Origin of the sequence: Streptomyces sp. Je 1-4 4N24 (assembly GCF_026239515.1) — a bacterium.
Taxonomy (GTDB): domain Bacteria; phylum Actinomycetota; class Actinomycetes; order Streptomycetales; family Streptomycetaceae; genus Streptomyces; species Streptomyces nigrescens.
The window spans coordinates 6125906-6138064 of the sequence record NZ_CP110836.1; the positions used below are offsets into that span (position 1 = coordinate 6125906).

Annotated in this window: 9 protein-coding genes; 8 read left to right on the forward strand and 1 reads right to left on the reverse strand. The window is 72.9% G+C overall.

What is annotated here, in order from left to right; translation table 11 throughout:
- Positions 1 to 4 precede the first annotated feature (4 nt).
- Positions 5 to 451: an ATP-binding protein gene (locus tag SLV14N_RS26685; protein WP_208684248.1), complete on the reverse strand. Its 447-nt coding sequence runs from the start codon at positions 449 to 451 to the stop codon at positions 5 to 7.
- A 181-nt stretch (positions 452 to 632) separates the two neighbouring features.
- Between SLV14N_RS26685 and SLV14N_RS26690 the strand changes: the two genes are divergently transcribed.
- From SLV14N_RS26690 to rpmA, 8 genes are all read left to right on the forward strand, one after another.
- A complete protein-coding gene (locus SLV14N_RS26690; RefSeq protein ID WP_263271396.1) occupies positions 633 to 2306 on the forward strand; it encodes a CYTH and CHAD domain-containing protein in 1674 nt (557 codons plus the stop codon).
- 189 nt (positions 2307 to 2495) lie between these two features.
- Entirely contained in the window at positions 2496 to 4418 is a 1923-nt protein-coding gene (locus SLV14N_RS26695) for a TIGR03960 family B12-binding radical SAM protein (RefSeq protein WP_263271398.1), read from the forward strand.
- Positions 4419 to 4573: 155 nt separating this feature from the next.
- On the forward strand, positions 4574 to 5134 hold the full coding sequence (locus SLV14N_RS26700) for a GNAT family N-acetyltransferase (protein WP_208684254.1): 561 nt from the start codon (positions 4574 to 4576) through the stop codon (positions 5132 to 5134).
- Positions 5135 to 5174: 40 nt separating this feature from the next.
- Entirely contained in the window at positions 5175 to 6437 is a 1263-nt protein-coding gene (locus SLV14N_RS26705) for a hypothetical protein (RefSeq protein ID WP_263271399.1), read from the forward strand.
- A 48-nt stretch (positions 6438 to 6485) separates the two neighbouring features.
- Positions 6486 to 7286, forward strand: a complete 801-nt coding sequence (locus SLV14N_RS26710) for a TIGR03936 family radical SAM-associated protein (RefSeq protein WP_208684258.1) — start codon at positions 6486 to 6488, stop codon at positions 7284 to 7286.
- 219 nt (positions 7287 to 7505) lie between these two features.
- On the forward strand, positions 7506 to 11315 hold the full coding sequence (locus SLV14N_RS26715; RefSeq protein ID WP_263271401.1) for an Rne/Rng family ribonuclease: 3810 nt from the start codon (positions 7506 to 7508) through the stop codon (positions 11313 to 11315).
- A 228-nt stretch (positions 11316 to 11543) separates the two neighbouring features.
- Positions 11544 to 11864 carry a 50S ribosomal protein L21 gene (rplU, locus tag SLV14N_RS26720; protein WP_006605648.1) on the forward strand — a complete coding sequence of 107 codons (321 nt, stop codon included), beginning with the start codon at positions 11544 to 11546 and terminating at the stop codon, positions 11862 to 11864.
- A gap of 14 nt (positions 11865 to 11878) precedes the next feature.
- Positions 11879 to 12136 carry a 50S ribosomal protein L27 gene (gene rpmA, locus SLV14N_RS26725; RefSeq protein WP_018088248.1) on the forward strand — a complete coding sequence of 86 codons (258 nt, stop codon included), beginning with the start codon at positions 11879 to 11881 and terminating at the stop codon, positions 12134 to 12136.
- Positions 12137 to 12159: the final 23 nt, after the last annotated feature.

Below are 12159 nucleotides of genomic sequence, written 5' to 3' on the forward strand. Positions count from 1 at the left end.
CGGGTCAGCGCTTGAGGTGCAGCTCGAACCAGAACGAGGTGGACCGCGGCAGCCCCGCGAACGGGGTCGTGCCCCAGTCGTCGGCGAGATGGCCGGTCAGCAGCAGCCCGTGATCGGCCTCCTGCTCACCGGCCACCGCGGCCGGCCGCGGAATCCGCACCGGCGCCTCGTCGTGCACGCTGATCCGCAGTCCGTGCCCGGTGGTCAGCATCCGCAGCAGGATGTCCGCGGACCGCGGTGTGCGCAGATGGGAGCTGGTCACCGCCTCCGAGGTGAGCAGCACCGCGGTGTCGAGAAGCGGGGCGAGGGGGCCGCGGCGCAGTACCGCGCGGACGAAGTCGCGGGCGGTCTTCGGGGCGTGGGGGGTGCTCGGTGCGGTCAGGAGGTGCGGGCGGGCGCCTGCCGGGACGCGGATGGACGGCCGGGTGACGGGTGCGGTCTGGGGGTGCACGGGTGTCTCCCTCCCCGAAGGGGTCGAGTGTGCGCCCATTGCCACTCTGCGTGGCGGGCTCGTTACGTACCGTAAGTCACGCTGTGCGGCGAGTGCCACCCGCTCCGGCGGATTCCGGCCCCGTGGCCGCTCCCCGCTCCGGTGGGTGGTCCCGGCCGGAGTGGGTGACTAGATTCGATGCATGGCGGACACCGTGCGGGAAATCGAGCGGAAGTACGAAGCCGACAACGACACCCAGCTGCCCGACCTGGCCGGGATCGGTCCGGTCGCCGCCGTGGCGGAGGCGGGCACCGAGGATCTTGACGCCCTCTACTACGACACCACCGGCCTGCGCCTCGTCGCCGACGGCATCACGCTGCGCCGGCGCACCGGCGGCCGGGACGCCGGCTGGCATCTGAAACTGCCGGTCGCGCCGGGGGTGCGGGACGAGGTGCGGGCGCCGCTGTCCGATGTGCCGCCCCCGGAGCTGACCGCGCTCGTCCGGTCGCGGGCGCTGGACCAGGAGCTGGTCCCCGTCGTACGGCTGCGGACGCGGCGCACGGTCCGGGTGCTGCGGGACGCCGCGGGCACTCCGCTCGCGGAGGTGGCGGAGGACGCGGTCCGCGCCTGGCCGGCGGCCGGGGCCGTCGGCGCCGGGGAGGCCGGAGCGGGGCGGGCCGGGGCCCGCTGGCGCGAGATCGAGGTGGAGCTGCTCGGTGAGGGCGATACCGGGCTGCTGGACGAGATCGGCCGGGCGCTGGCCGCGGCCGGGGTGCGTCCCGCCTCCGCGGCGTCGAAGCTGGAGCGGGCGCTGGCCGAGACGGGCCAGGGCCGCGACGGGGCCGCCGCACCGCACACCGCCGGGCCGGACGGGCGGCCCACCGACGGCTCCGGCAAGGCCGCGGCCAAGGCGAAGCCCCAGGCGAAGTCCCAGGGCAACAAGGGCAAAGCCGCGGCCAAGGGCAAGGGCGCGGGCGCCGGGAAGAAGGGGCAGACCGCCGGAGACGTCGTGCTGCGCTATGCCCATGAGCAGGTGCGGGCGATCATCGAGCTGGAACCCGCGGTGCGGCGGGACCTGCCCGACGCGGTGCACCAGATGCGGGTCGCCACCCGCCGGCTGCGCAGCGCCTTCCGCTCGTACACCAAGGTGCTCGACCGCGCCGCCACCCGGCCCATCGGCGTCGAACTCAAGTGGCTGGCAGCGGAGTTGGGGGTGGAGCGGGATCGTGAGGTACTGACCGAGCGGCTCCAGGAGGCGCTGGCCGGGGTGCCCGGGACGCTACGGCTCGGCCCGGTCGACGCCCGGCTGCGCATCTGGTCCGAACGGCGCCGGGCCGGCGCACGCGACCAGCTGCTCGCCGTCCTGGACGGACCGCGCCATCTGTCGCTGCTGGAGAGCCTGCACGCCTTCCTGGAGGAGCCGCCGCTGCGCAAGGCCGCCGGCCGCCCGGCGTCCGAGGTGGTGGCCGGGGCGGTGCTGAAGGACTACCGGCGGCTGGCCCGCCGTACGGAGGCCGCGCTGGCGGCACCGGCCGGGCGGGAGCGGGACGAGGCGCTGCACGGCGCCCGTAAGGCGGCCAAGCGCACCCGGTACGCGGCGGAGGCGGCCCGCCCGGCGCTCGGCCGGCCGGCGAAGAAGTTCGCCAAGCGGACCAAGCGGGTGCAGCAGCTGCTGGGGGACCACCAGGACAGCGTGGTGGCGCGTGCCACCCTGCGCGAGCTGGCGACCCAGGCGCAGCAGGCCGGTGAGGGCGGTTTCACCTTCGGCCTGATGTACGGGCGCGAGGAGGCCCTGGCCGCGGACCGGGAGCGGGCGCTGCCGGGCCTGTGGCGGAAGGTCTCCCGCCGCAAGCACCGGGCCGCGCTCCGGCCGTGACCTGCCCGCCACGGGGGTTGATCGGTGCACGACAGCCCCACGGCGCGAAGACGACCGGCCGTGGGGCGCGTACGAGCGCGCCGGCCCCTGTGCTGCCCGCCACCGGGGGGTCTCCGGCCGCCGTGCGAGGGGGTGGCTGCGAGCAGTTACGCTTGAGAGTCGCCCCCCGCCAGCTCACGAAGGTTCGAGATGTCTGCCGAGTCGGTCTTCCCGCAGCTCGAGGCCCTGCTCCCGCATGTGCAGAAGCCCATTCAGTACGTCGGCGGTGAGCTGAACTCCACCGTCAAGGACTGGGACTCCTGTGATGTGCGGTGGGCGCTCATGTACCCCGATGCCTACGAGGTCGGTCTGCCCAACCAGGGCGTCATGATCCTCTACGAGGTCCTCAACGAGCGCGAGGGCGTGCTGGCCGAGCGCACGTACAGCGTGTGGCCGGACCTCGAAGCGCTGATGCGTGAGCACCGCGTCCCGCAGTTCACGGTCGACGCGCACCGCCCCGTCGGCGCCTTCGACGTGCTCGGTGTCTCCTTCTCGACCGAGCTGGGGTACACCAACCTCCTCACGGCCCTGGACCTGGCCGGTATCCCCATGGAGGCCAAGGACCGTACGGAGGACCACCCGATCGTCCTGGCCGGCGGCCATGCGGCGTTCAACCCCGAGCCGATCGCGGACTTCCTGGACTGCGCGGTCGTGGGTGACGGTGAGCAGGCGGTGCTGGAGATCACCGAGATCATCCGCGCCTGGAAGGCCGAGGACCGGCCCGGCGGCCGCGACGAGCTGCTGTTCCGCCTCGCGAAGACCGGCAGCGTCTACGTCCCCAAGTTCTACGACGTGGAGTACCTGGCCGACGGGCGGATCTCGCGCGTCGTGCCGAACCGCTCCGGCGTCCCGTGGCGGGTGTCCAAGCACACCGTCATGGACCTCGACGAGTGGCCCTACCCCAAGCAGCCGCTCGTCCCCCTGGCCGAGACCGTCCATGAGCGGATGTCGGTCGAGATCTTCCGTGGCTGCACCCGCGGCTGCCGTTTCTGCCAGGCCGGCATGATCACGCGCCCCGTACGGGAGCGAAGCATCACCGGCATCGGCGACATGGTGGACAAGGGCCTGAAGGCCACGGGATTCGAGGAGGTCGGCCTGCTGTCGCTGTCCTCCGCGGACCACACCGAGATCGGCGATATCGCGAAGGGGCTCGCCGACCGGTACGAGGAAGACAAGATCGGCCTGTCGCTCCCGTCGACCCGGGTCGACGCGTTCAACGTCGATCTTGCCAACGAGCTGACGCGCAACGGCCGTCGCTCGGGTCTGACCTTCGCGCCCGAGGGCGGCTCGGAGCGGATGCGCAAGGTCATCAACAAGATGGTCTCCGAAGAAGACCTGATCAGGACCGTCTCCACGGCCTACGGCAACGGCTGGCGGCAGGTGAAGCTCTACTTCATGTGCGGCCTGCCGACCGAGACCGACGAGGACGTGCTCCAGATCGGCGACATGGCCGTCAGGGTCATCGCCGAGGGCCGCAAGGTCTCCGGGCAGAACGACATCCGCTGCACGGTCTCTATCGGCGGCTTCGTCCCCAAGCCGCACACGCCCTTCCAGTGGGCGCCGCAGCTGTCGGCGGAGGAGACGGACGCCCGTCTCGAAAAGCTCCGGGACAAGATCCGCGGTGACAAGAAGTACGGCCGCTCCATCGGCTTCCGCTACCACGACGGCAAGCCCGGCATCGTCGAGGGCCTGCTCTCGCGCGGCGACCGCCGCGTCGGCTCGGTCATCCGCGCCGTCTACGAGGGCGGCGGCCGCTTCGACGGCTGGCGTGAGCACTTCTCCTACGACCGCTGGATGAAGGCCGCCGAGGAGACGCTGCCCGACTTCGGCGTCGACGTCGCCTGGTACACCACCCGTGAGCGGGAGTACGAGGAGGTCCTGCCCTGGGACCACCTGGACTCCGGCCTCGACAAGGACTGGCTCTGGGAGGACTGGCAGGACGCGCTCGACGAGACCGAGGTCGAGGACTGCCGCTGGACCCCGTGCTTCGACTGCGGCGTCTGCCCCCAGATGGACACCGAGATCCAGATCGGCCCGACGGGCAAGAAGCTGCTTCCGCTGATGGTGAAGTGACCTAGCTGAGCGGGACGGTCGTTCCCCGCGGACGCGGGGGTGATCCGCTGCTTCTGCGGACCGTCGTCAAGTAGCGCCCTCCGTACGCCTCTTCGGCCCGGCCCCCCGCACGGTGCGGGGGGCCGGGCCGTGGCGTACTCCCGCACAATGAGGCGATGTCAGCACAACTCATCGCTCCCACCGTCGCCGTCCACGCTTCCTTCCTCGCCGCGATGGACGAGTTCCTGGCCGAGGGCGCGGACTCCGTCCAGGGCTCCAGCATGGCCCACGAGCTGCGGACCTGGCGCGGCCGCTGGGGGACGGTGGACGGCTTCGCGGAGTACGTCGGCACGGTCGGCGGGCTCATGGACCACGAACGCCCCGACGGCGTGGTCCCCCTGAGCACCCGCTGGTGGGTGGACGGCGACACCTACCTGGGGCGCGTCGCCTTCCGCCACCGTCTCACCCCGTCCCTCCTCACCTGGGGCGGCCACATCGGTTACGGCGTGCGCCCCGGTGCCCGCCGCCGCGGCCACGCCACCGCCATGCTGCGCGCCGCACTGCCGGTCGCCCATCACGAACTGGGCATCGACCCGGTGCTGGTCACCTGCGACGACACCAACACCGCCTCGCGTAAGGTCATCGAGGCCTGCGGCGGGATCTTCGAGGACCAGCGGGACGACAAGCTGCGCTACTGGATCCCCGCGGCCGCGGCCACCGCCGGCAGGCAGCCGTAGCGGCGCATCTGACGTACCGAAGCACAAGGGGGAGGGCCGCATGGAGCCCACCGACAACGACCGGCGGGTGCCCGCCCGTTACGAACCGGGCGAGGGCTGTCTAACCACCGCGGTCCGCCTTCCGGTACGGATCGTGGTGCTGGTGCTCGTGGTGCCGGTGCGCCTGGTGTGGGACGCGCTGGCCGCCCTCGGCCGGGCCGTCCACCGGACCGCACTGCGCCCCTTCGGCCGCGGTCTCGCCTGGCTGTGGCGCACCCTCGTCGTGATACCCGTGACATGGACCTGGCGCACCCTCGTGGTGGCCCCGCTGGGGTGGCTCTGGCGCACGCTGGCCGTCGCTCCGGCGGTCTGGCTGTGGCGGTACGCGCTCACCCCCCTTGGGCGGGGGATCGCCTGGCTGGTGCGTGGACTGGGCGTGGGGTTGCTGTGGTTGGGCAAGGCGTTGTTCGTGTGGCCGTGGGTGGCGTTGTGGCGGTATGTGCTGGTGCCGGTGGGTCGGGGGATCGCCGTGGTGGTGGCGTGGTGGGTGCGGTATCTGGTGGTGGTGCCTGCCCGGTGGCTGTACGCGTCCGTACTGACGCCCCTCGGGCGGGGGATCGCCTGGCTGGTGCGGGGACTGGGCGTGGGGTTGCTGTGGTTGGGCAAGGCGTTGTTCGTGTGGCCGTGGGTGGCGTTGTGGCGGTATGTGCTGGCGCCGGTGGGTCGGGGGATCGCCGTGGTGGTGGCGTGGTGGGTGCGGTATCTGGTGGTGGTGCCTGCCCGGTGGCTGTACGCGTCCGTACTGACGCCCCTCGGGCGCGGTACCGCCTGGCTGGTGCGCGGCCTCGGCGCCGTTCTCGCCACCCTCGTCCGGTGGATCGTGGTCGTGCCGCTGGTCGCCCTGTGGCGGTATGTGCTGCTGCCGGCCGGACGGGCGCTGGCCGCCGTGGTGACGGTGGTCGTCCGCGAGGTCGGGGCGGCCTTCGGGCACTGCTGGCGGGTCGCCGGGATCATCTCCCGGGCCATCGGCCGGTTCCTCGGCACAGTGCTGCGGTGGCTCTTCGTCGAGCCGGTGCGCTGGGTGTACCGCACCGTGCTCACCCCGCTCGGCCACGGCATCCGCGACGGCATCTGGAAGCCGGTCCGGCAGGCGCTGCGCACCGCCCGCGCGACCGTGCGGCAGACCCGCCAGGAGCTCCGGCGTGCCCTGTTCGGTGCCCCCAGGGAGCCCCGGCGTGCGGCCGCCGTTCCGCCCCGACGGGAACCGGGAGCCCCCGGGACACGTACTCTTGGTAGCAGTACGACCGCACTCACGAAGGACTGAACGACACTGGGCAAGCGACAGCCCGAAGGCCCGCCGCCCGCACCGGCGGTGCAGCGCATCCGACTGCGCTACACCAAGCGCGGCCGCCTCCGGTTCACCAGCCACCGCGACTTCCAGCGCGCTTTCGAGCGGGCGCTGCGCCGCGCCGAGGTCCCCATGGCCTATTCGGCGGGCTTCACCCCGCACCCCAAGGTGTCGTACGCCAACGCCGCCCCGACCGGTACGGGCAGTGAGGCCGAGTATCTGGAGATCCAGCTCGCCGAGCACCGCGATCCGGACAAGCTTCGCGAACTCCTCGACGAGTCGCTGCCGGACGGGCTCGATGTGATCGACGCCGTCGAGGCGCGCACCAGCGGCCTGGCCGACCGTCTCCAGGCCTCGGTGTGGGAGATGCGGCTCGACGGTGTCGAGCCGGAGGCGGCCGGGCGCGCCGTCGAGGCGTTCCTCGCCGCGGAAGAGGTGCAGGTCGAGCGCCGGACGAAAAACGGCATGCGGGCCTTTGACGCACGGGCCGCGGTGGCGCGTCTGGAGGCCGCCGGTCGCGAGGGCGATAGGCCCGACGGCAATGCCTGTGCGATACTGCGGCTGGTTGTTCGGCATCTGACACCTGCCGTTCGACCCGACGACGTCCTGTCCGGCCTCCGAGCTACGGCCGACCTGGCGCCGCCGGTCCCCGCTGCGGTGACCAGGCTGGCGCAGGGGCTGCTCGATGAGGAGACCGGCGCGGTGACTGACCCGCTAGCGCCCGACCGCGACGCTGCCACGGCCGCCCCACCCACGGCCGCCGGGCTGAGTGCCGCGAAGGCGACGAGTGGGGCCTCCCCGGCAGCCGGGGAAGGTACTGCGTAGGAGCGCCGTCGTCGCGTCGCCGATCAACCAGGGAGCCACCCCGGTCCGGCAGACGCACTGACCAGGAGACTTTCGCCGGTCCCGCCCTACGGGGGCCGACGAGCGAGACGACAGCTCCCGTGCGGCGCCCACGCCCCGGACAGCGGGACCGCGCTCATCACGCGGACCGCGACCGGAATCAGGCGCGGCGCCCGGGAGCGTGACGGGAGAACCGCCCGCATGCTCGAGCCCATTGAGCCCACCCGATCCACGAATTCCCAGGATCGCGGTGCTGACGACAACCACTCACCCAGTGACACGCTGCCGCCGCGCCGACGGCGCCGCGCGGCATCCCGGCCGGCCGGTCCGCCGGCGGCCGGTGCCGCCGCCGAAGCCGCGGTGGTGAGCACCGAGGCCACCGCCTCTTCCGCGGCCGATCCGGCCCTCGACGAGGAGACCACCGCATCCGCGGTGACCACCGGTGACGAGGCCAAGCCGGCCCGTACCCGCCGCCGTGCGACCCGCAAGGTCACCTCCCCGGCGGGCGCCCCGCAGTCGGCTGCCGACGAGCCGGACGCGGCACCGGCCGCCGAGGCCGAGACCGCCGAGGCCGAGACCGCCGAGGCCGAGACCGAGCAGGCCCCGGCCGCCGCCGTTGAGACGCCCGCCGAGGCGTCGCAGGACGAGGAGGCGGCACCGCGCCGCACCCGCCGCCGGGCGACCCGCAAGGTGACCGCCCCCGCCGGCACCCCGCAGACCGAGGCCGCCCCGGAGCCGGTGGTCGCCGAGGCGCCTGCGCCTGTTGCGCAGCCCGTCGAGGCCGCCGCGGACGTCGCTCCGGCCGCCGCCGAGGAGAGCGAGGAGGCGGCACCGCGCCGCACCCGCCGCCGGGCCACCCGTAAGGTCACCGCTCCGGCCGGCGCCCCGCAGGCGAGCGCCGCCGACGAGGCCGCCCCGGCCGAGAGCGCCCCGGCCGCCCCCGTCGCCGAGGAAGCGGCCCCCGCGCCCGCCGAGGACGCCAAGCCCGCCCGGACGCGTCGCCGCGCCACCCGTAAGACCACCGCCCCCTCGGACGCGCCGCAGGCCGCCCAGGAGGCCGAGGAGCCCGCGGCAGCGGAGCCCCAGCAGGCACCGGCCGCCGAGGCCCAGACCGCCGAGGCGCCCCGCCGCCGGGCGCGCCGCCGCGGTGAGCGTGCCGCGGAGCCGGCCGCCGAGGCGCCCCGCACCGAGGAGGAGCCCGCCACGGAGGCGCCGCAGCGCGGCCGTCGCCGTGCGCAGCGGCCCCCGACCGCCGTCTTCCAGGCGCCGGTCTTCACCGAGCCGATGTTCCAGACGCCGGAGACCGCGGCCGCCGCCGCTGCCGCGGCCCGCCAGGAGGAGACCACCGCCGAGCCGGTCGCGGAGGAGCAGCCCGCCGCGGGTTCGCGCCGCCGTCGCCGCCGTGGCGCCCCGGCCGAGCCCGAGCAGGTCACCGCCGCCCCGGCCGAGGAGCCGGCGGCCGAAGAAGCCGCCGCGGCGGCCGAGCCGGAGGCCGAGCAGGCCGAGAGCGGCAACGGTGAGGACGAGTCGGCCGACCGCCCCTCGCGCCGCCGCCGCCGTGGTGGCCGCCGCCGTCGTCGCGGTGAGTCCGCCGAGGGTGCCGACGAGCAGGCCGCCGACGAGCGGGAGGCCCCGGAGGCGGAGGCCGAGGAGACCGAGGAGCAGGGGCAGCCGGAGGAGCAGGAGGACGAGGAGCCGTCGGGCGGCGGGTCCAGCAGCAGCCGCCGTCGCCGTCGCCGCCGCCGTCGTACCGGTGAGGCCGCCGAGGTCGAGGCCGGCAGCGCCGACGACCCGGAGCGCACGGTCGTCAAGGTCCGTGAGCCCCGCAAGAAGGACGAGGGCACCAGCGCCGACGAGGTGCAGTCGATCAAGGGGTCGACGCGTCTGGAGGCCAAGAAGCAGCGCCGCCGTGAGGGCCGCGAGCAGGGCCGCCGCCGGGTGCCGATCATCACCGAGGCGGAGTTCCTGGCCCGCCGCGAGGCCGTCGAGCGGGTGATGGTCGTCCGCCAGAGCGGCGAGCGCACCCAGATCGGCGTCCTTGAGGACGACGTGCTCGTCGAGCACTTCGTCAACAAGGAGCAGGCGACCTCGTACGTCGGCAATGTCTACCTCGGCAAGGTGCAGAACGTCCTGCCGTCGATGGAGGCCGCGTTCGTCGACATCGGCAAGGGCCGTAACGCCGTGCTGTACGCCGGTGAGGTCAACTTCGAGGCGCTGGGCATGGCCAACGGCCCGCGCCGGATCGAGACCGCGCTGAAGTCCGGCCAGTCCGTGCTGGTGCAGGTCACCAAGGACCCGATCGGTCACAAGGGCGCCCGGCTCACCAGCCAGGTCTCGCTCCCCGGCCGCTACCTGGTGTACGTGCCCGAGGGCTCGATGACCGGTATCAGCCGCAAGCTCCCCGACACCGAGCGGGCGCGGCTGAAGCAGATCCTCAAGAAGATCGTTCCCGAGGACGCGGGCGTCATCGTGCGTACCGCGGCGGAGGGCGCGAGCGAGGAGGAGCTGGCGCGCGACGTCCAGCGGCTGCAGGCCCAGTGGGAAGAGATCCAGAAGAAGGCCAAGAGCAGCAGCTCCAGCGCGCCGACCCTGCTCTACGGCGAGCCGGACATGACCGTCCGGGTCGTCCGCGACATCTTCAACGAGGACTTCTCCAAGGTCATCGTCAGCGGTGACGACGCCTGGGAGACCATCCACGGCTATGTCGCGCATGTCGCCCCGGACCTCGTCGACCGGCTCCAGAAGTGGACCTCGGACGTCGACGTCTTCGCGACGTACCGCATCGACGAGCAGCTGATGAAGGCGCTGGACCGCAAGGTCTGGCTGCCCAGCGGCGGTTCGCTGGTGATCGACCGGACCGAGGCGATGGTCGTGGTCGACGTCAACACCGGAAAGTTCACCGGCCAGGGCGGCAACCTGGAGGAGACGGTCACCAGGAACAACCTGGAGGCGGCCGAGGAGATCGTGCGCCAGCTGCGGCTGCGCGACCTCGGCGGCATCATCGTGATCGACTTCATCGACATGGTGCTGGAGTCCAACCGGGACCTGGTGCTGCGGCGCCTGCTGGAGTGCCTGGGCCGGGACCGGACCAAGCACCAGGTCGCCGAGGTCACCTCGCTCGGCCTGGTCCAGATGACCCGTAAGCGGGTCGGCCAGGGCCTGCTGGAGTCCTTCTCCGAGTCGTGTGTGCACTGCAACGGCCGTGGCGTCATCGTCCACATGGACCAGCCGGCGGCGGTCGGCGGCGGTGGCAAGCGCAAGAAGAAGGGCAAGGGCGCCCAGCCCGAGCCGCATGTCCACGAGGCCGAGGTCGTCGAGCCGACCCCGGACGGTGCCGAGCCGGAGCTGGAGCCCGTCCCCGTGACGGAGGCCGAGCTGCAGCCCGCGGTTGCCGAGGCCGACGAGTGGTTCAGCAGCCCGGCCGAGGCCGAGGCGGCCGCCGGGCGTGGCCGTGGCCGCCGCCGGGTGAGCCGGAAGGTGTCCGCTCCGGCGGGCGCCCCCAAGGCGGCCACGGAGGCCACCGAGATCGTCGTGCCGGCCGAGCCGGTCGCGGCGCCCGAGCCGGAGCCCGCTCCGGAGCCGGTCGCCGACGCGCCGGCCGCCGAGCCCGCGCCGAGCCGTCCGCGCCGTCGGGTCACCCGTAAGGTGACCGCCCCGCAGGTCTCCGACGACTCCGCGGCGACCGTTGTGATCGCCGCCCCGGCGGAGACGGTCAGCGAGCCGGCGCCGGCCGAGTCCGCGGAGCCCGTCGAGGGCGCCGAGGCGGAGGCGGAGCCCGCGGCCAAGAAGACCGCGAAGAAGGCGACGGCGAAGAAGGCGGCGGCCAAGAAGACCACCGCGAAGAAGACCACGGCCAAGAAGACGGCGGCGAAGAAGACCACCACCGCCAAGAAGGCCACGGCGAAGAAGACCACCGCGAAGAAGACGACGACGAAGAAGGCGGCGGCCAAGAAGACCGCTGCCGCCGAGCAGCCCTCGGTGGCGTCGGTGTCCTCCTCCGCGGAGGACTGAGCACGGTACGGCCGCGCCCCGGACCGCAGGTGGTCCGGGGCCGGTTTGACCCCCTGGTCAAGGCCCCGTAATCTTGACCGTCGGTGTCTGTGACACCAAACCCCTGAGCAAACACCTCTCGGTCCGCCGAGGGAGGCCGCTCGTCCACTCGGATTCCACGGGCCCTATCCCGAGCCCGTGTGAGCGGCTGGCATCAGAGGATCCGTTCCTAGCGAAAGAGAGTTCCGCGTGTACGCGATCGTGCGCACCGGCGGACGCCAGCAGAAGGTTGCTGTTGGCGACGTCATCGAGGTTGACCGCATTTCCACCAGCAAGGTCGGCGACACCGTCGAGCTCTCGACGCTGCTGGTTGTCGACGGCGACTCGGTCACCAGCGACCCGTGGGTCCTGGCCGGCGTGAAGGTCCAGGGCGAGGTCGTCGACCACCACAAGGGCGACAAGATCCGGATCCAGAAGTACAAGAACAAGACCGGTTACAAGAAGCGGATCGGCCACCGCCAGCTCCACACGGCGCTGAAGATCACCGGCATCGACGCTCCGGCGAAGTAAGGGACTGAGGAGACATGGCACACAAGAAGGGCGCATCGTCCACTCGGAACGGTCGCGATTCCAATGCTCAGCGGCTCGGCGTGAAGCGCTTCGGCGGTCAGGCCGTCCTCGCCGGTGAGATCCTGGTCCGCCAGCGTGGCACCCACTTCCACCCGGGCACGGGCGTCGGCCGCGGCGGCGACGACACCCTGTTCGCCCTTGCTGCCGGTGCGGTGCAGTTCGGCACCCACCGTGGCCGCAAGGTCGTGAACATCGTTCCGGTCGCCGAGTAATCACGGCCTGACCGAGCGATAGC